The sequence below is a fragment of the Paenibacillus sp. FSL F4-0125 genome (assembly GCF_038008565.1).
Lineage (GTDB): Bacteria > Bacillota > Bacilli > Paenibacillales > Paenibacillaceae > Paenibacillus_AQ.
In genome coordinates this window covers 1,618,850-1,639,042 of sequence record NZ_JBBOZJ010000001.1, presented here as the reverse complement: position 1 = coordinate 1,639,042, position 20,193 = coordinate 1,618,850, and the positions used below count along the sequence as shown (strand labels likewise).

At 42.1% G+C, this 20,193-nt stretch carries 15 protein-coding genes; 2 read left to right on the top strand and 13 right to left on the bottom strand.

The genetic code is table 11. The features are described from left to right. Positions 1-70 precede the first annotated feature (70 nt). Positions 71-436, top strand: a complete 366-nt coding sequence (locus NST74_RS07260) for a winged helix-turn-helix transcriptional regulator (RefSeq protein WP_076107158.1) — start codon at positions 71-73, stop codon at positions 434-436. 1,215 nt (positions 437-1,651) lie between these two features. Here NST74_RS07260 and sigK read toward each other — a convergent pair. The 6 genes from sigK to NST74_RS07230 form a co-directional block, all read right to left on the bottom strand. Then, entirely contained in the window at positions 1,652-2,182 is a 531-nt protein-coding gene (sigK, locus tag NST74_RS07255; protein ID WP_076119904.1) for an RNA polymerase sporulation sigma factor SigK, read from the bottom strand. Positions 2,183-2,739: 557 nt separating this feature from the next. After that, the gene (locus NST74_RS07250) at positions 2,740-2,964 is read right to left on the bottom strand and encodes a hypothetical protein (protein WP_341111179.1); all 225 of its coding nucleotides are present in this window, start codon (positions 2,962-2,964) and stop codon (positions 2,740-2,742) included. Positions 2,965-3,061: 97 nt separating this feature from the next. Beyond that, positions 3,062-4,459 carry a glycosyl hydrolase gene (locus tag NST74_RS07245; protein WP_341111178.1) on the bottom strand — a complete coding sequence of 466 codons (1,398 nt, stop codon included), beginning with the start codon at positions 4,457-4,459 and terminating at the stop codon, positions 3,062-3,064. Between the two features lie 163 nt (positions 4,460-4,622). Continuing rightward, on the bottom strand, positions 4,623-9,230 hold the full coding sequence (locus NST74_RS07240; protein ID WP_341111176.1) for a glycosyl hydrolase: 4,608 nt from the start codon (positions 9,228-9,230) through the stop codon (positions 4,623-4,625). 14 nt (positions 9,231-9,244) lie between these two features. Next, positions 9,245-9,661: a hypothetical protein gene (locus tag NST74_RS07235; protein ID WP_341111175.1), complete on the bottom strand. Its 417-nt coding sequence runs from the start codon at positions 9,659-9,661 to the stop codon at positions 9,245-9,247. A 378-nt stretch (positions 9,662-10,039) separates the two neighbouring features. Beyond that, a complete protein-coding gene (locus NST74_RS07230; RefSeq protein ID WP_341111174.1) occupies positions 10,040-11,353 on the bottom strand; it encodes an ABC transporter substrate-binding protein in 1,314 nt (437 codons plus the stop codon). A 647-nt stretch (positions 11,354-12,000) separates the two neighbouring features. Between NST74_RS07230 and NST74_RS07225 the strand changes: the two genes are divergently transcribed. Then, the gene (locus NST74_RS07225; RefSeq protein ID WP_341111173.1) at positions 12,001-13,248 is read left to right on the top strand and encodes a prolyl oligopeptidase family serine peptidase; all 1,248 of its coding nucleotides are present in this window, start codon (positions 12,001-12,003) and stop codon (positions 13,246-13,248) included. 279 nt (positions 13,249-13,527) lie between these two features. Here NST74_RS07225 and NST74_RS07220 read toward each other — a convergent pair whose 3' ends face one another. From NST74_RS07220 to NST74_RS07190, 7 genes are all read right to left on the bottom strand, one after another. Continuing rightward, positions 13,528-13,761 carry a hypothetical protein gene (locus tag NST74_RS07220; protein ID WP_341111172.1) on the bottom strand — a complete coding sequence of 78 codons (234 nt, stop codon included), beginning with the start codon at positions 13,759-13,761 and terminating at the stop codon, positions 13,528-13,530. Between the two features lie 87 nt (positions 13,762-13,848). Next, the gene (locus tag NST74_RS07215) at positions 13,849-15,132 is read right to left on the bottom strand and encodes a cellulase family glycosylhydrolase (protein ID WP_341111171.1); all 1,284 of its coding nucleotides are present in this window, start codon (positions 15,130-15,132) and stop codon (positions 13,849-13,851) included. Positions 15,133-15,260: 128 nt separating this feature from the next. Next, entirely contained in the window at positions 15,261-15,404 is a 144-nt protein-coding gene (locus NST74_RS07210) for a hypothetical protein (protein ID WP_341111170.1), read from the bottom strand. A gap of 354 nt (positions 15,405-15,758) precedes the next feature. Further along, a complete protein-coding gene (locus NST74_RS07205) occupies positions 15,759-16,931 on the bottom strand; it encodes a glycoside hydrolase family 130 protein (protein WP_341111169.1) in 1,173 nt (390 codons plus the stop codon). Further along, positions 16,931-18,124 (bottom strand): AGE family epimerase/isomerase, encoded by a 1,194-nt coding sequence (locus tag NST74_RS07200; RefSeq protein WP_341111168.1) that lies wholly within the window; start codon positions 18,122-18,124, stop codon positions 16,931-16,933. The genes NST74_RS07205 and NST74_RS07200 overlap by 1 nt, the downstream gene beginning before the upstream one ends. A gap of 21 nt (positions 18,125-18,145) precedes the next feature. Continuing rightward, the gene (locus NST74_RS07195) at positions 18,146-18,976 is read right to left on the bottom strand and encodes a carbohydrate ABC transporter permease (protein WP_341115845.1); all 831 of its coding nucleotides are present in this window, start codon (positions 18,974-18,976) and stop codon (positions 18,146-18,148) included. Then, a complete protein-coding gene (locus NST74_RS07190; protein ID WP_341111167.1) occupies positions 18,976-19,863 on the bottom strand; it encodes a carbohydrate ABC transporter permease in 888 nt (295 codons plus the stop codon). Before NST74_RS07190 ends, NST74_RS07195 begins: the two co-directional genes overlap by 1 nt. Positions 19,864-20,193: the final 330 nt, after the last annotated feature.

The window sequence follows — 20,193 nt, the reverse complement described above, 5'->3', positions numbered from 1 at the left end:
TTTTTGAAGTAGGCAATAAAAATTGCTGTAGTACACTTTTTCGTACTATAGAGAACATAAAGGTGATATGATGGCTAGAATTTGTAAGGATGGCTATGAATTTGAAAAGGATTTTATTAAAGAAAATAGAGAAGTCTATGGAATTTCTTATACTCAAAGTATTCTATCGGGTCGTTGGAAATGTCTCATCCTTTGGTTTCTAAAATCAAAAGAATATCGTTACAATGAAATTAAAGCTTTTTTATGGGATATTTCACAAGGTTCACTTACAAAACAACTACGAGAGCTAGAAGCTGACGGTTTAATTGAACGTAATGTGTTTCCAGAGGTACCTCCACGCGTTGAATATTCATTAACATCAAAAGGGAAGGAATTTATTCCTATCCTTGATTTGATGGGGGATTTAGGGAAGAAATACGGAGAAAAAATAGAATAATAAGCCTATATAACTGCAGACCTTGTATCCATAAAATTTCTGATGTAACGTAAAAGAGTCGAATTCTTATAAGCAAAGAATTCGACTCTTTTACGTATATATTTTTCCCAACATGTCGGCATTCCAATCTGGTTTTCTAATACCTTAGTCAACTATCCTGCCAGTTAGTTCAACAAACGAGAAAAAGCTAAATCATAGAAAACACCTCACCACTAAGTTCACGTAAGCGGAATAGGCTATTCGTATTTTTGCAGCATTAGCATTTGATTGTATAATGAAATCCCAAATAATAATAAGCGCGATGGAATAAGCATTTATTAGCTGTATAAAAAACACTATTTTTCAAATAAATATTTTGAGTATAGCGCGTATAAATCCTAATCAAACTAATTCTCATTGAGAACAATTGCATCACATAGTCAACATAATTCACCTCACACAGGGATTTCTCTGTATTAAGGAATACGCAGTTTTATTTCATAACCAGTAATCTAGCCATCGCTTGTCGCATTTATAAAGCCACTTGGGTGTACTAAGTATTTTCAATATGTTAACTACCCTCTCTAATACGAAAAGGGCGATAACTTACTTATTCATATTCAAGCTTTTAATTCAAGGCTTATTTCAGATTTGACTTTATTCGATTTTTCAAATGACCTATAACAATCTGATTAGGTTCAGATGGATCATATTTTTGTTAAGGGCTTTATGAATTGAATCTATTTCTTTAGCAAAATTGTAAGCATTGGCCCCCCCCCAACTTCTCTTTAATGTTTTTTGATTAGAATTTTCGTAGCCTCATCTTTCTCATAGTAAATCCAGATATCATTTAAAATATTCTTCTGAACACCACTTTATCTTTATTTCTCTACTTTTTTCTTGGATTTTCAATAGCTGGTTTAAAACAAATATGCGTTGAACTATATCTTCAGCTATAAAAAACTGTCTCTTAAATAATTAAGTTGCTTCTGATATGGACCTTGATATATCTCATTATTTTCATATACATGAAACAGTTGAACATGGAGGTCATAAATTTCTTTGTATCTCATTGTAGCACTCCTCTAATAGCTAGAAAGTTATTAAACCTCTTGTTCTTATGTACTATATAAGTACTTTCCTAATATGATAATGAAAAAGCAACTTTCCCGTAGAAAAGTTGCTTTCAAAACATCAAGCTTCTACCGATATAAGTAAAATTACACTATTTTGAACTTATCGCTTCGCCTTATAAAACTCATGATACAGCTTCATGAGCGCTCGCTTCTCAATCCGCGACACATAACTCCGCGAAATCCCCAGCTCCTTCGCAATCTCCCGCTGCGTTCGTTCCTCACCACCTGTATCCAATCCAAACCGCCCCACGACAACTTCCTTTTCCCGATCATCCAAAATATCAAGATTACGATATATCTTGCTCTTCTCGATCTTCAAATCGACTTCTTTAATGACATCATCAGCCTCAGAGCCGAGGATATCGATAAGTGTAATTTCATTACCTTCTTTATCTGTCCCAATTGGATCGTGGAGAGATACGTCTTTACGCGTTTTCTTCAAGGATCTAAGGTGCATTAGGATTTCATTTTCAATACAACGAGCCGCAAATGTAGCCAGTTTCGTCCCTTTGTTCGGGCGGTAGCTCTCGATGGCTTTAATCAGGCCGATCGTGCCGATGGAGATTAAATCCTCCATGTCTTCTCCGGTGTTATCGAATTTCTTGAGGTTATGGACATGATACGATGTCATTTTAGAACGATACTTCTCAAATAATTTCAATTCCGTAAAGCAGTTTTAAAACAACGCACAACCTTATGCGCCTGTTTTATTTAACAGATTCCGATTTATATAACTGCGCGGTTGCTTGCTCCTGCAACGGTCACGAGGACCAGCGTAGCGAAACGGTGCACTTTGCGATGCACTGTTTGCTACCCTGTATGCAAAAAACGTATACCCGAAAAGAAGATGTCGTGCTAGTATCCAACTTCTAAAACTATACCCACAGCATTTGAAAAGGGCTCTTTACCTGCTATGATTCGCCCTAAGTTCCACGTACAAATAATGACAATGAACGTTTTATTCGTCAAGCGAAAACAAAATACCGGCGAACGAAGGGACGCCGCAGCTGAAACGAACAAATTCTCCGCTGTGGTGAGTTTTTCGTCCCATTGATGATGCTTTAAACTAACAGAATCTCATGCCAAGATTACAACTAGTTTCTTGTTATGCCTTTAACCAAGAACGTTGTCGGTTAACGAAACCACGAAACGCAGACGCATCGGATCGGACAGTGATGGTTCCCCAATTTATGCTGTTGATAAAAACGAAGGACCATTATTCTGATTTAGTGCTAGATTCCAAAGGATATAGGATTTCGCCCAATTTCTTGGTACAGCAATCATTTCACGCATCATTCCACTGAAACTCGGATTCCACGAAACATAACTACCTTCTGTGAACCAGATATCTTTTGCTTGAAATTGATTATGAAGCGTAAGCAAATTAGTTTCAATTCGTTTAAAACTTCTCAAAGAAATAGAGCCCTCAAGAAAACAGCAGTCATTCCACTCAGATATAGAAAATGACTGCTTATAAGTTACCATTTCATTTCAATTTATCACGTTCCAATTAATTAATTGTTACTGCAGCAATTTGTGGGCTCCATGATTGACCTGAAGTATTATTCCAACGGACTTTTACATAATTAACATTGGATAAGCCACTAAGAGTGTAAACATAACTCTGCCATGTTCCGCTACCACCAGTAATAGCAGGTGAAGCCTGACTCCAACTCGTTCCGTTACTCGAAGTATAAAAACTAAAATGGGATACCGCCTCAGAATTCCAGTAGTATCCATATAATTTAAACGAACTCATACTATTTTGATTCCAAACGATCTCCTCGTTGGTTGCTGAACTACGTATCACTCGAGTAGGCCAGCTTTCGAAATAATTTGAATTTTGTGAATCAAACGTAATATTCGCTGTATGAGAAGTGATTTGATTCCACAAAACTTTGTAAAACGGTGTAGTTCCCTGAGAGATGACTTTGGTACTGTTATAAAGGGATTGAATTGAGGAATTTGAGTTATATCCTGTGAGGTACTCTGTCCATTCCATAAAATAGGCCCATTTCGGCTGGGAACTGAGTATTGATGATGTGGGCAATTGTCCAACTTCCCCGAGGGCAATCGGTTTACTACCGGCCAGTGAAACCATCGTATTGTAATACGAACTATTAAAATCATTATCATAAATGTCCATGCTCAGAATATCTACGTAGTCACTTCCCGGGTAATAGCTTGCTGGAGCGCCATTGGACGGGCGGTCAACATTCCAGACCCATATCAAATTATTTAATCCATGTGTATTACTATAGCGATCATACATAATTTGGTATAGTTTTTTGGAATATGTTGTGTTACCTCCCCACCAGAACCAGTTTCCGTTCATTTCATGAAATGGCCGCCATAAAACTGGTACATCAGCATCACGTAGTTGCTTCAGATATGGAACTGCTTCGTCAATTCGAGTAATAAACTGGTTGTATAGAGTTGTACCAGGAGTAACGATCTGTGACCATTCATTATTAGTTAGAGGATGCCCTTTTACACTACCCTCAAAAGTATTGGGAGAGTTATCTTGAGGGCGTATCATATGCCAGGTTAACGTGACTAAGGAACCTGAAGCCCACTTGTTTTTTGCTTCATTTACAACTCCTTGGCGGTTGTTCATTGTATCCAGCCCTGATGAAGCAAACCCCAAATCGCTTCCCCATAAACCAGGATACTTACCCGTAATGTTCTTAACATTATTGAATGTTGAAGAAACGTCCCCCGGTTTATCATGCTGACCCGACAATGTGTAATTACCAGATAAACTGTATATATAGTTCAATACATCCTTGGCCTTTCTTGTGGCGTTTCCGTTTACAGGCGTGGCGGCTTCAACTACATTGTTAGGAAATAATGCTAAACCAGTCAGTGTAATTAAAACCGAGAAAAAACAAAGAATTAGCTTTTTCATTAGTATAACCTCCTAATAACAATTAAAAATCGAAAATAAGCCAGTGATAACGCTTACAATTTGATTGATTTTCTTCATCTTCCTCCTTCATTAAGTATTAAAAAAAAGCAGACTATATAAATTGATATTATATAATCTGCTCTCTTTATCAAAATGATTGTGACTATTGATTTAATATTCTTTGAATAAATACTGCCGCTTCTGCTCTTGATAAATGATTGGAAGGGGCAAAGCTTCCATCTGCATAACCTTTAATCAAGCCATTCTCCATAAGAGCATGTACGGAAGGTACCGCCCACACGGGTAAAATCTCTTCATCTTTAAAGAAATTTATTTTGCTGGTACTGGCCAAACTTAAGTTCATAGCACGGCTTGCTATAACTGCCATTTCCGCACGACTGATTGGAGTATCAGGATGGACGCTTCCTTTCCCGTCGCCTAGAACCCAACCTGCCTTATAAGCGGAAACCATCGCCTCAGCATACCAATCCGATGCCTTTACATCTATAAATTCATTTACATACGGTGTCGTAGAGAGTTTAAGGGAATGGGCGAGCATACTTATAAATTCAGCTCTTGTGACATCGTTATCAGGTGCAAAAGAAGTTTTACTCACCCCTTGGATGATCGATTTCGCCGCCAGAACCTGAATGGCACGTGCAGCCCAATGGTTAGTTGAAACATCACTGAAAACTTTGTTGTACTGAAGGACAGCATATTTACTTAGGTGAGCTAATGGACTGGTAATTTGTCCTGCAGCAAGGAGCTTTCCGCCTACATATTCCCAGGAATTTGCGGTTTCATTTTTATAATAAATTCCTATTAACTCTGCATCTGTCCCTTTCGGTTCATAATCTAAAGTAAGCTCAAGACCCTTGAAAGGACCGGTAAAGATATGCTGTTTACCATCCTTCTCAGTAACGCTTATTTGAATTTCATATTCATGGCCGACCTGCAACAGTCCTGCCGGTGCAGAACCCGCTGCAAGTGGTTCAGCCTTCACCTTCAATATTGCGTTGTTTAAGGAAGAAATCTCCGACTTCAGCTGCTGAAGAAGCGAAGCTGAAAGAAGCAATTGAACGCTTCCGATTTCTACATTCAAAGGGATGTTATCCAATTGTGAAATATCAACCGCGACCGATGTCTGATTGGCGGAAGCTTTGGCAACTGTCACTCCATTGTCTAGAGAAACTGTTGTCAGCAAGATCTCCTTCGCAGTACTTGAACTAGGCGTTGATTGTACAGGCAACGAACCATCATTCGCTGAAATTGTCTTCGCCGCTACCTCAAGATCGGTACTGCTTGCAAGTCCATGGGCATCCACAGCTCGTATCTTGTACAAGTATTCCGTTCCAGCGGATAGTCCGGTGACGTTATAAGTAGTAGAATCATCTATGATCTTAGCGATGAATTGATTATCCTGATATACTACATAAGTAACTCCCGGATTGTCATCTATCGCAGTCGGCCAGCTCAAAGATAAACTATTCTGAGTGAGATTCGTAACATTAATTACACTTCCTGCCACCCAATACGGCGGAATATTCTTCGCTGGACCCTGTTCACCAGCAAGTGTCTTTATGGAAGCAAGCAGGCTGACAGCACTCCATTTCCCATCCAGATTCCGCGCTTTAACTTCAAAGGAATACGCTGTGTTTTCTTGAAGGTCTTTTACCGTAAAGAATGTTGTGTCTGCCCCCAGTTCTGCCACAAGCCGGTCTCCCATATACACTCCGTAAGCGTCTATTCCTTTGTAATCCTCAGCCTTAGGCCAGTGAAGTGTAACTTCATTGCGGGTGAGTCCACTGGTTGCGAGGGCACTATCAGCCGGCCATTCAGGCAAGGCGCTTAGTAAATGCAGATTGTCTATATAAAGATTGCTGTCCGTTACTTTTGCTCCGTTAACCGCATTCACATACAGGGCAAAAGAAGCAACAGAAGCAGGTTTAAATGTCCCTCCCGATTTGGGAAGAAAGGAATCAAAAGGAATTTCAAGAGATTGTGGCTCTACAGAGTCTGAATTAAATCCTTGCAGATTATTCAGATGTGCCTCAAACGAATATCCTCCAGAGCTGATTTGAAGAATGATGTCTTGTCCAAGTCCATCCCCCTGAAAATCCAAACCTACGGCTCTGCTCTCACTCCAATCAGCATTGACCGTTTTGGATATGCCCGTATACCCGGAAGAAGCCAGATTATACTTGAAATTCATGGCATAGCCTTGATCGGTACCAAAGAAATCAGGAACTAGCTTGATATTATTGATATCTCCATTGCTGTTCCTTAGCCACTCTTCGCGGAGCAGGGCAGTGTCTCCATTGTAAGTTTCAAAGTCGTCAATAATTGAAGGTTTACGGCCCTCGACATCTGTTGCATTTTGTACGGTGACGACTGAGCTATCAACCAGCTCTCCCGTGTTAAGCTTAATTATAGCTTTTACAGTCACAAGACCGTCTGTTATCTTGGTGGTATCCCAATTCACAGAATAATAACCATCATTGTCAAGAATAGCCTGCAAAGGAGCAGAGTTATCCACAGTCAATGCTACATCCTCGACAATAGAATCATAATTCAGGACTTTTACCTTGAGCGTATACAGTCCTTTAACCTTTTCTCTCATTCCAGGTGCCATGAGATAAGCAGACGGAGCCTTGTTCTCAGCCTGGACTTTTAAATCGTATTGTCCCTTCACCCGGTCAGCGAACAGAACGCTATCTGTATTATAATACTCAACAAAATTATAGAGCATCTCGTGATTTCCGTACTGGGAATCACCTTTGAAGGGTACCCAGAAATGGCTTGGGGCTCCACCGTTTTTAGCTTGATTTCTCCAAGTCATCATATAAGCGATGTTTTGGGCCACGGGATCATCTGTCAGCGTCTGATGAAGCAAATTGTACCAGTCCGGCATTGTATTTCCCGTTAAGGCAAGTCCGTTGCTTCCATCCCATCTCGGCCCAGTTTCTGTTAGAGCTGATACCTTATCTCTGGCAGCTGCCAGTCCTGCGACGATTCGCGCATCCTTCAGTGTGGCCTCCATCCAACCGCTGTCGTATTGCGGATTGTCATTATACATATCAAACCCAAGAATATCGACGTAATCATCACCCGGGTAACGGCTCAAATAATCGGTATCGTCTGTGAAATGTCCATTAGGTGAATAGGCGTACAAAAAGTTATCTACACCTTTCACATCTCTTAAATACTCAACAGTGTATCTCCAAAGATGGATAAATTCGCTCTTCGTGCTGTTAGATGCTCCCCACCAGAACCATATGCCTGAATTTTCATGAAATGGCCGATAAATGATCGGAATCAGGTTTCCGTTATCATCGACAGACTTCCTCGCCAGTTCTGCTGTAGCATCCAGACGAGCAAGAAATTTGGCATTGTCCTTGCCGCCGGGTAAAATATTGGCAATAGTAGGTGTTAAATCGCTGTATGACCCTCCAGATGTGAAATTCGGCATGTGATCGCTTAAAGTAATAGTGCCATTATGCTCATAAGCAGCTTTAATTATGGATACAGTGCCAGCTATACCAGATCTCAAAACATCTCCCATATCCATACCAAACACCGCAGGGTAAGCATTCACATTATTGTACGTATCTGAGAGTATGCCTGCTTGATCAGAGACATGCTCTGTTGTATCATTCTGATGTCCGAACATCACGTAATATCCCGAAATATTTTTAAGATAGGCAAATAATGAGGCTGTTTCACCAGTAGCATGACTGTCTACCAGATTTACTGGAGATACATCGAATCCTGAAGTTTCAATAGCGGGTCTATTATTCATAGGTTCTACCGGCTCAGCCGGCTTTACAGTAGACTTGGCCAGGAGAAAATCATCAAAAAACGCGTCAGCATTAGTATCCGAAAGATAGATTACAACACCTGAGTTGCTTCCGCTCGAGAATGATATCGTGTATGGGGTCCAAGCCGCAGAAGTATTCGAAGTGCTTCCTTCAGCTAGTACGGATGACCAATCTGATTTCATTATTTTATAATACGTATTGCCGGGTCCTTTACCGTTGAAAGTCAATGTATAGTTAGTATTAGTGCTGGTAGGAACGCTCTGATAGAGACTGTCTGCCCAGCCCTGATTATTACTTGTAATTTTCAAACTATATTCTCCAGAATGGTAGACGGCATCAGTAACACTAAACTTATTATTAGTACCAAGTACGCTCCAGCCGGATAAATCACCGGTTTCAAAATCGCCATTAGCCGGAATTGTAGGATTCTTAGTCAGAGAAAAATCATCAAAGTAAGCGTTATCAACTGAATCCGATAAATAGATGATTACATTCGAATATGATTTGCTGTTAAAAGTCAGAGAATACAATGTCCACTGTTCGCTGACATTAACGGTAGTTCCTTCTTTTAATGACTCCGAAAATCCGGAATCCAGAACTTTATAAATAACATTTCCTTGTCCTTTACCATAGAATTGAAGAGTATACTCTGAATTAGGGACAACATCGACTGCTACGGATGAAAAGCTGTTCCAGTCTTGACTTGCACTTGTCAGCTTTAATGAATAACTTCCGCCATGTGCTTCTTCATTGCTAATACTGAATTTTCCACTTGATCCAGCGTTCCACCCTTCCAGCCCATCCTCAAACCCCGGATTACCAATCAAATTTGCAGCAGCCGCTTGCGCCTTTGGTACCTTAAGGTTAAGCCCAGCTATACCAAACAAAGTGGTAAATAAGAGAATGCAGGTTAGGGTTATAGATATGCCTTTCTTTATAGCCTTAATTTTCATTTTCGCTCTCCTTCTCATAATTTTTTTGCGTATTCCCCACAATTTATACCTATCCCTTCACCGCCGATTGGTAGCCCAGCAAATATATAGCTTTGCAGCAAAAGATAGAGAACCAAGCTAGGAATTATAATGGTAAGAATAATGGACGAAAAATAATTCCATTGCGCCTGATTACTGCTCGCAAAACACATGATAGAAGTAGACACCCTGACTAGCTTTTTTTCGGCATATACAAAAGAATGGAATGTATAGCTCGTTATAGCTTCACCGTAGCTGGACTCAGAAGCAGAAATATAATGTCGGTAGATTCGAACCAAGCTTGCTCCATCAATTATGGCGTTTTCATCAAGTTTCTCAGGAATATTTTTAATGAACTGAACTGCAGATATATAGTTATTTGTAAACCATCTGCTCCGATACCAGTGTTCCAAATAGGTTATTCCCGATAAGAGAAACAGCTATAACGAAGAAGGAATTCTCAAAGGCTTGGAGCAGATTTACTTTATCGATTACAACTCGAAAATTATCCCGGCAATGCAAAGGGACTTGAATCCTCCCCGTTTCTCTTAAATGCTTTAATCACAATCACATAAGGTGGAAATAGAACAATTAAGCTTGCCAATACGAGCAATATATATTTCAGCCATTTTGTTTTGCTAATTGCATCCCAATCCGTAAAGCTTAAATAAATCAATCTTACGGCAGGGTAGTTCTAATTACACCATCCTTAAGCTGACCTGATTTGAAAACGGGGCAAAACATCCGGCTCTTGGCAATCCGACGTTTTGCCCCACTTCAGCAGTTAATAATTATTGCAGTACCGCTTTTTTTGCTTTCGCCCACAACGCGTTGTATTTATCAAAAACGTCTTGAGGATTTTTGTTCAGAATAAATTCTTGAACAATGGCTTCTTTCGTAATTTGTGCCTTGTTGGTGATGGAAACCGCATTTACACTATCCGACATTCCTTCAATGTAAGTAGGGTTGTAGGACTCGAACTCTTTAATTTGAGCCAATCCAGGCTCTTTATCCTTCAAAATAGGAAATACGTTCTTGTCATCCCCAGATTCTTCAATCATCCATTTTACAAATGCTTTGGCTGTAGCGATATGAGCGCTATTTTTGTTCACACCGTAAGAATTGGAACCTGGTTGCAGCAATACATTATTGGTTGAAAGATCGTTATCGTAAGGGAATGGAAAGAATCCTACGTCATCCGAAGACATACCCGTGCCCGTAATAAGCTGGTCAATAATCCATTCACCTAAATAGTACATTCCAACCTTGCCATTCGCGATATCCTTTTTCGACTGTTCCCAGTTAGACGAGTTCACATCCGGTTCCAGGTAACCCTTCTCATACATGGTACGGATGATCGACATGGATTGGCCGAATGGTCCATCCATCGTATACGGAGTATCTGTATTCACACGATCATTATAAAAGTCCGCATTTCCAGAGATAGCAACAGGTGTCTCTTGAGCAAATGGATATAGAGGCCATTGATCTTTAAAGTTAGAAGCCAACGCAACGATTCCCTTATCCTTCAATTTCTCAGCAGCAGCATAAAATTCATCTAATGTTTTAGGCACTTCTGTAATACCCGCTGCGTTAAAGGTCTTTTTGCTATATACAATACCTACTGCATCTACAGAAGAAGGAATTCCATAAATTTTCCCTTCGAAAGATTTATGTTCTTTAAAACGAATTCGGTCATTAAAGCCAAGATCATCTAATGGTGCGTAAAAATTCGCTAACTCCGTATTTGAGATTGTAGGAATGTTCATAACGTCAGGGTATTCTCCAGACGAAAGACGAACCTTTGCAGTTTTGTCATAATCAGTTATCGCTTCAAACTCTACATGAGCATTTGGATACTTTTCATTAAATCGTTTAGCGTATTCGTCATATGTGTTGCCAATGAGGTCAGTGCGGTTGCTTAAGTAAGTAATCGTACCACTAATATCCTCCAGTGCATCAGATGGGGTAGTAGTACTTACAGCCTCACCATTAGTCTCAGAAGGCGCAGTAGTGTCGCCATTGTTATTATTATTGCCCCCACATCCTGTTAAACTGGCAGTCAGCATGGCTAGTAAAGCCACTGTTGTAATTGTTTTTTTCATTTTTATCCCCCTTTATGATATTTGATATCGCTTACAAATGAATATTAACATATGAATTTGATAAATTCAACTATTTTATTCTGTTTCATTAAACTTATAATAAAAAATGAAATTCATCCACAGAATTAATTAACAGATACACTCCCCTTTTCACTTATGTTAAATTAACATTGTAAAAAACACCCTATCTATAAAGAATAGGGCAATCCGCGTACCATTTCTAAGCTAATAGCACCTCGTATTCAATTTCATCCTTTTTTCCAAGTCTCAAGCTAATTAGGAACGTGAACACTTGCACGTACCTTCACTTCTGTGGCAAACAAAATTTGCTCGAACACGTTTTCCGGGTTTTTGATACGTTCAAGTTTTATGATAAATCATTAAATCCGAGAATTTGTTTTTAATCCTATTTATTAAAATATAAAACCGTCCTATGATTTCAGGACGGCTCATAATGTCTAGATTGTTTTCCAAATTTTACATCAGACAACTTTTCAACTTAAATATTCACTTCACACCTTCAATGTCTACATTATAATTCCAATGTCATCAAAATAAGTTTATTAAACTATATAATTACTTTTATATTTTTGTTATCATTTATATTGCTAACTATACTATAACTTTTAAATGGAGGTTATTTTGAAATGATTAAACATTTAACTAAGCTTCAACACACATTAACTTACCGTTCAATCATGAGCGTTACTGATTGGGGCGCCACGGTCACCAAATTAATAATCCGCTTAGGCCAGTCAGTTACAGCAGAGAATATTGATCAAGATACTTTTATCGTCTCCTCGGTTAGAACTAATGCATTAACCGGCGCCGTTCTAACAAACGAAGCATGCACAGTTACACATGCTCATGTTTCAGATGAAACCGGGAAACCACAATATTGTGATAGTTTCATTACACTTCATTTGGAAATTGATCCGTCTATAACTGCTAACTTCCCATTCATTTATGATCCCATCTCCAAACTAAACCACTGGGTGAATATTGAATTCACTATTTCACAACACAAAAATTTCGTTACAAAATCCGGAATAATTTCCGGGCTCACAATTAATCAAAGTATGGGTAACAGAATTGAAAATACAGAGAAATTTTCAATTTCTAGCTATACACATTCATCAGATAATATTACTCTGAAATATGCGAGTTACACTCCGGCTAAAGATAACCAACAAAAGCCTCTAATTATCTGGCTGCACGGTAAGGGTGAAGGAGGAACAGACGGCTTACTTCAAGTATCAGCAAACAAGTCATGTAATTTTGCCTCCCCTGAAACTCAATCTATTTTTAACGGTGTCTATGTTTTGGTACCACAGTGCCCAGATGGTTGGGGAATAATCGATAATGATAGTCCACTTAATGGAACTAGTATATATGAAGACTCTCTAATGGCACTGATAAAAAACTTCATCTCCATGAATACAGATATAGATATAAAAAGAATATATATAGGAGGTTATTCTCTCGGAGGATATATGACAATGCTGTTGGCTCGAGACTACAGTAATTACTTCGCAGCAGCATTCCCAACCTGTGAAGGACTTAAAGATTGTTACATAAAAGATTCCGATTTGCATAAATATAAAAATATCCCAATTTGGTTTACGTGTGGTGAAACAGATCCAATTTTCCCTCCTGCTCATTACAGTATAGCCACTTATAATCGCCTGGTGACTGCCGGCCATGATAATGTTCATCTCTCTAATTTTAGCAAAGTAATTGACACAACTGGTCAATACAAAAATACAGATGGGAGTGCCTATGATTTTGGAGGGCATTCATCATGGATCTACGTCTATAATAATCAGTGCAATGACATGATAGATGGAAATAAGATATCTCTCATAGAATGGCTTTCCAAGCAACGGCTTCAGTAAATAGCAAAATACCTTAATTCATGAGTCCGGAATTAAGGTTATTTTTCCTTCTTAAGTAAAAGTAAATTGAACGAGACAAACAATTCCACTTAGTCCTTTAGATGCTTTATTTACGAGAACACCCTATATTCCAATTAATTATTTTTTGCATGCCCGTTATTTAAACAACCAAAAGGAACCGTCTTTAACTGGACTTGATCCTTTTTTATATTCTAAATTTTCATAAGTGAACATTTTCTACTTTTCGCATTAAACGTTTTATTGTTCGTCCCACATTGATTAAGACCATTTCCGGCCCAAAGCCGGAGAAGTAATAAGCTGTATCGTCGCCCAAATCTGCATGAGCTTGAAAAACTGCTTGTAAAGTCCCGTTATATTGGAGATGTAGCTGCAGCCAGACCATTGGTCCACAAGCCCCATGGCGGACTGGGCGATCTGCGTATGGCTCAGCCGTGTAAAGTATGAGTTTACCTCCGAACGTAAAAGATGGGTAGCCCGGCTGCTAGAAGGCACAAACTGCCTTCTCTTTCGTCGAGATCCCCATCTTTATTTAAGCCAGCTTGAAAAACGAATTTGTTCGGTAATTGGGCAGACGTAGTTTTAAAAAGCTTCAGACTCCACCGTATCCGAATATGGCCCTTCCCCGCCGTTTGTACTTATTGCCTTCATGCGGTAATAGGCTTTAAGCGTCTTGACCCTCAGCGGATCCTTCCAGCCTCCGTCATAATAGGACGGTCTTTTCTCAATCAGGGTTGTCCATGGCCCTTCCGGGCCTTCTATTGATTTTTCCAGGGTATAAAATGCCCCGCCGGCTATCCCCCTGAAAGAAATCCTGCCTTCGGCCGCACTCAACAGGAGCGGTGCGTCTGTGATTTTCTCCTCTGGAATCGCCTCTCCTCTAGTCCGGTACGCATGGCCGCGCAGCGCTTGAATACGGTTCAGATGGTCCTGATTTAGGCCATTGCCCGGGTAGTGTACGGAAAATCCGTCATAATGCTGGACATATCCTCCGTGATCATCATGACTGAACAACGACCAGAAGCATGTCCCCGATACGTCTTCATTCTGCTCCGCTTCCTTCACAAAATCATGAAGTTCACCGTAGGACCAGCCGTATTCACCCGCAATATATACTTTGTCCGCTTCGCTCACCACTTTGACATCTACTAACAGCTCCTTGGCATCTGCTGGATAGTAATGCACATCCATAATATCCAGCTGTGCAATATCCAGCTTGTCTGTATCAACCTCAAACTGCTTTCCATGACTTACCAGGTGGTTCTGGTCAATGCCTTTGATATAGTTGCAGATGTCCTTCACCCAGGCGGCAGGTGCATGATTCAACTCATTCCCCAGCTCCCAGGCCATAATGGACGGATCATCCTTGTACTTCACACCGCTGATCGTGTTAGTCCGGTTCAGAACCTGTTCGATATACCATTTGAAATCCGCGATCACCTCAGCATCCGTGTAAAAATCGTTTTCATCTTCCAGGCCGCGCCAGCCGGTAAAGGTGGACTTACCGCCGTGATAATATCTCCAGTTGCAGACAAACGGGATAATTACCCGCAGGCCACGCTTAGCAATCTCGTTAAGCGCAAAATCAACCTTCTCAAAGGCCTCTTCGTTCAATTCCCGCAGCCGCGGCATCAGTGACTTCGGGTGACCTGCAGATACGGCGAGCGTGTGCGATCTGAGGACATTGGCCCCCATCATAACTGCTGTATCCAGGGCATTGATGACCCGGAACGGGGTGGGCCAGTCAATTCCGCCTACATTCTCGTCTAGACCCAGCCAATAAATATTCGGGCCGGCAAAGCGGTATGGCTCCTCTCCAACAAAAAGCCTGCTTCCCTTCCTTTTGACAAAATCCTGTTCTCCCATCGCGTCTCATTCCTTATCTCTAGATAGTTAAGCAGCTCTTACAGCCGTGAATATAACTGCGACAGATTAGCATTAAGGTCAATCCTCCGCAGTTTTTAAATATTTCTCTTCCTATATAGCGGTTTACTTCATTGCATTGGTACTTTATTCTTGATGACCGGGATGAAGCCTGCGAATTTGTTAAATCCGGAAGCTTCAAGCATCCATTTCACAAACGCTTCGGCTGTATCCAAGTGTTCGCTGTGCTTGTTGACCCAAAAGCCCAATATCATGCACTATTGTTCCATTAAACGTGCTGGAGTTGTCTTACGGAAGCGGGAAAAAGCCTACATGGTCAGAGATTGTTCCCCTAGAAGCTAGCTGTGAGATGGCCCCGTTCCCAATCATATACATTGCGAATATTCCGCTGGCTACATCTTTCTTGAACTGGACCGCTCCCAGTTTGCAGAGTTCATATCCGGTTCCATCTAGCCTTTTTCTTACATAGTTCGGATGATACTCATCTCCTGCCCATATTATTTAACAATTATTAATTTGTTGTAAATTTGTTTCGAATAAATGTTGATATATAAAAAAAACAGCCGGAACCCCTTATTCAGAAGTTCCGGCCATCGTACCAATGACCGCTAACCCAGATTGCGTCCAATCAGCGCCGAGCGCTGCTGCACAGAGGCATAAGAACGCATCGCGTCTTCCGGCGTATTTTTGACGTAATCCACCAGTCTGTCGACAGCGGTAGCCGCAACATGGCAACGGGTATCCGAAGAAGCGTAATAGAGGAACAGTTCCCCGCTCTCTGTAGCGATCATGCCGTTGCTGAAAACAACATTGGACACATCCCCAATACGTTCCTCCCCATCAGGAGCAAGCAGATGCCCGCCGGGGCGGTAGGTTTGAACCCATGGCTTGTCCAGATCCGTCATAAAGACATAGAGGACATAACGTAGTCCGGCAGCCGTGTTTCGCACGCCATGGGCGACATGCAGCCAGCCATCTGGAGTTTTGATCGGTGCTGGGCCCTGGCCATTCTTCACTTCCTTAATGGTGTGATAAGCCCGCTCGTCAATAATAATCTCGTCACCCACAACTGCCGGATTCATCGATTCTGACAATCCCCAGCCGATCCCCCCACCGGACCCGGTGTCAATGAATCCGTCCTGCGGACGGGTATAGAAGGCATATCTGTCGTCTACGAATTCAGGATGCAGCACAACATTGCGCTGCTGTGCCGACTTGGTCTGCAGATCAGGCAGTCGCTCCCAGGTCTTCAAATCTGTTGTGCGCACAATACCGCACTGTGCAACCGCACTCGATAGATCGCCTGCCGGAGCAGTGGGGTCTTTGCGTTCTGTGCAGAACAGCCCGTAAATATGTCCGTCTTCATGTTTAACCAGCCGCATATCATAGACATTGACATCTGGATCCTCCGTTTCCGGCAGCACAATCGGGTAATCCCAAAAGGTAAAACCGTCCACACCATTCTCGCTTTCAGCTATGGCAAAAAATGATTTCCGGTCCGCGCCCTCGACCCGGGCAACAAGATAGAACTTCCCGTTTAGCTGAATGGCACCCGGGTTAAACACGCAGTTTACACCCAGACGTTCCATGAAATACGGGTTAGTTTGCGGATCCAGATCATATCTCCATGACAGCGGAATATGGCGATTCGTCAGCACGGGATACTCATAACGTTCGTAAATGCCGTTCTCCGAGAAAAGTGGCTTATTTTTCCGCCCGATAACCTCTTCATAGCGCGCTTTTACCTGCTCATACCGTTCCTGAAAATTAGAATTCTTCACTATTCTTCTTCCCCTTCCAGTCGTTCCAATATTTCAAAGCATGCTCTTCCGTTGTGATACGGGCATTTCCATTCATTTACTTTCGGCTCGTGATAAGGCACACCAGCCTCATTCACTTTCCAAAACCATTCACCATGCTCCTGATCGAGCATAAAGTTCTCTATGAAATTCCAGCTTGCTTCCGCAGCAGCATAATACTTGGATTCGCCGGTAAGCTGCCAGGCATTAATAAAGCCTACAACGGCCTCCGCCTGCGGCCACCAGTCCTTGTCCCTGTCGATGATGCCTTCCGGAGCAGCCTCATTCCACAAACCTCCGTCCTGATCAATGCCTTCTGCCAGCACAACATCTGCCATTGTCAGTACAACAGGCCTGATTCTCTCTACAATTTCCGGGTCGCCCAGCACCTGAGCTGCCTCATACAGCAGCCAGCTTCCTTCAATATCATGACCACAAGAAACACGGTCCGACTTCAGCGTCCAATCCTCATCAAAAAACAGCTGAAAATGCCCGGTCACCGGATCGACTATCCGCTCCACGATCAGCAGGATCAGATTGCGCAGCCGCAGCCGGAGAATATCCGCCGGCCAGACACGGTAAGCATTGGTGTAAGCCTCAAGAATATGCAGATGGGTATTCATTGATTTCTTCTCGTTGAGATCATGGCTGCCGAGGCGCAAATCCTGCTCCAGCTGCCACTCCCGGGTGTACGCCTCATAATATCCGTTATAAATCGGGTCATAGCTACGCTCCACAAGATCGATAATATACTGAAGGCGCGGCAGTAGCTCCCGTTTCCCGGTTGCAAGCATATACTCAGACAAGGCGTACAGGACAAAGGCCTGTCCGTAAATCTGCTTTTTGTTATGCAACGGCCGCCCTGTACTGTCCAGCGTCCAATAATAACCGCCATGTTGCCGGTCCAAAAATTGCTCCTCAAGCACATCCAGCGCCCGTTCGGCCAAACGCAGCCACTCTCCATCTCCGTCATGCCTGTATGCCCTAGAGAAGGTCCATAACAGCCTCGCATTTAGCACAAGCCCCTTGGGTGCGCTTTCTATAACCCGGGAATGTCCGTCGAGCGCTCCGTAAAAACCCCCATGTTGTTCGTCCACTGTTTTACTGCTCCAGTAGGACAGAATACGCCTTAACTCCAGCCGGACTTGTCCCGATAAACGTTGATTATTCACCATTCTCCACCTGCTCTTCCTTCTTTATCCCTTAACAGCCCCATTGGTTACACCCGCAAAAATGTAGCGCTGCAGGAACAGATACAGCAGCACTGTCGGCACCATAATAATCAGAATCGTGGCACATATATAGCTCCACTGGGCCTGATTGTTGCTGGCAAACCGCATGATCGAAGTCGAGACCATTACCAACTTCTGCTTAGGCATATAAAGGAAAGGAATATACAACTCGTTATAAATATTAATCGTCTTCAGGATAACCAGCGTTACGGTTGCCGGACTGAGCAGCGGAAAAATAATCGAGCGATAGATACGAAACAGGCTCGCCCCGTCAATCATCGCACTCTCATCTAGCTCCTCCGGAATATTGCGGATAAACTGCAGGTAGATCGTGATCTGCAGCACGTCCGCTCCGACAAACAGCAAAATCGGTGCAAACAGCGTGTTAAACACACCTAGCGATTGAATCAGTGAGAAGATAACCACCTGTGTCGTAATCGTCGGAATAATGCTGGCAAATAGGAACAAACCGAGAATAAGTCCTTTTCCTTTAAAAGCAATACGGGCCAGCGCATAAGAAACCATCGTGCCAAACACGATATTCCCTACCAGAGAGACAGCAATGACCAGGAATGTGTTGCCGAACGCCTGCAGAATATTTGCCTTGTCGATCACAATTCGGAAATTTTCGAAGTTTAGAAAACTGGCCGGCAGAGCGAACGGGCTGGAGCTCTCATCCGGCCCCTTGAATGCGTTCAGCACAACAACATACGGCGGGAACAATACAATCAGGCTGGCGATGCCAAGCAGCACGTATTTGAGCCACTGCACAGGATCGTTTTTTTTATTTGTCATCATCTGCTATCCCCCTTACGTTTCAGCACGACATTCTGTACCAGCAGGATGACCACCGTCAGAATAAGCAGCACTATGCTCATGGCGGAAGCCAGGCCATAGTTATTGAAAGTAAAGGCCGTCTCCGTCGTTTTCAGCAGGAAGGTCTCACTGGAGCCGACAGGTCCACCTTTTGTGAGTACAAACGGCAGGTCGAAGACCGCTAGCGCCCCGCTCAGGGTAAGGAACATATTCAGCTGGATTACCTGGGTTAAGCTCGGAAGCGTCAGATACCACAGGGACTGAAAACGGTTCGCGCCATCGATGGTAGCGGCTTCATACATATCACCGGGGATCGACTGCAAGGCGCCCAGGTAAATGATCATCGTGTAACCCATATATCTCCAGAAGCTGACCGATGCGAGTGAGAAATTAACAAGAGAGGTATCTCCCAGCCAGCTGTGCTGAAGCGAAGACAAGCCAACCATTCCGAGCAGCGCATTCAGCGAGCCGTTGTTCGTATCGAATACGTACTGGAACATGAAGGCGACCGCGACACCGTTCATAATATAAGGAACAAACAGCAGAACACGGAACAGATTGCGTCCTTTGATTCGCGAATTCAGAATCACTGCAAACAGAATCGCAACGATATTTTGAAGCACCCCGCCAAGTACATAAGGGATCTGATGAATAAATACACCAAACAAATCCGGATTGGTAAATACCTCCTTATAGTTGTCGAGTCCCAAAAAATTTACCGTCTTACTGATTCCGTCCCAATCCGTGAAGCTGAGATACAGCAGTCTTACTGCTGGATAATAAGTAAAGAGCCCCAGCAGCCCCAGCGGTATAAAAAGAAATGTGAGTAATATAAGAATTCGTTGTCTGTTATAAGAGCTTCCCATCCGCCGCACCGTCCTTCTCGTTGTTCAATATCCAAAAGCGCATGTCCAATCCCCCTGGTTCATTTTAGATATCGCTTACAGTAAAAATTACTTTTCAACTATTTAAAAATTTATTCGAAAAATATTAATAAAATATAACCTCCTATACATTCTGATTTCGTCTGCTTTTTAAAACTTTATCATAATCATAATTTTTCTTCAACTATTTTATTTGTTTCATTAAACTAAACTATTATGTTTAATTAATTATCGAGTAGGAGGGAGCGGCAAGCCCCTTCCCTCTCAAACCAACCGTACATGTGGGTCTGCCTGCGGCGGTTCCAAAAGGTT

What these genes read in the sequence shown, in the direction of transcription:
- NST74_RS07260 (WP_076107158.1), top strand. Translation starts at nt 71, where the DNA reads ATGGCTAGAATTTGTAAGGATGGCTATGAATTTGAAAAGGATTTTATT.
- sigK (WP_076119904.1), bottom strand. Translation starts at nt 2,182, where the DNA reads ATGACATCGTATCATGTCCATAACCTCAAGAAATTCGATAACACCGGA.
- NST74_RS07245 (WP_341111178.1), bottom strand. Translation starts at nt 4,459, where the DNA reads ATGAAAAAGCTAATTCTTTGTTTTTTCTCGGTTTTAATTACACTGACT.
- NST74_RS07240 (WP_341111176.1), bottom strand. Translation starts at nt 9,230, where the DNA reads ATGAAAATTAAGGCTATAAAGAAAGGCATATCTATAACCCTAACCTGC.
- NST74_RS07230 (WP_341111174.1), bottom strand. Translation starts at nt 11,353, where the DNA reads ATGAAAAAAACAATTACAACAGTGGCTTTACTAGCCATGCTGACTGCC.
- NST74_RS07225 (WP_341111173.1), top strand. Translation starts at nt 12,001, where the DNA reads ATGATTAAACATTTAACTAAGCTTCAACACACATTAACTTACCGTTCA.
- NST74_RS07215 (WP_341111171.1), bottom strand. Translation starts at nt 15,132, where the DNA reads ATGGGAGAACAGGATTTTGTCAAAAGGAAGGGAAGCAGGCTTTTTGTT.
- NST74_RS07210 (WP_341111170.1), bottom strand. Translation starts at nt 15,404, where the DNA reads ATGATATTGGGCTTTTGGGTCAACAAGCACAGCGAACACTTGGATACA.
- NST74_RS07200 (WP_341111168.1), bottom strand. Translation starts at nt 18,124, where the DNA reads ATGGTGAATAATCAACGTTTATCGGGACAAGTCCGGCTGGAGTTAAGG.
- NST74_RS07195 (WP_341115845.1), bottom strand. Translation starts at nt 18,976, where the DNA reads ATGACAAATAAAAAAAACGATCCTGTGCAGTGGCTCAAATACGTGCTG.
- NST74_RS07190 (WP_341111167.1), bottom strand. Translation starts at nt 19,863, where the DNA reads ATGGGAAGCTCTTATAACAGACAACGAATTCTTATATTACTCACATTT.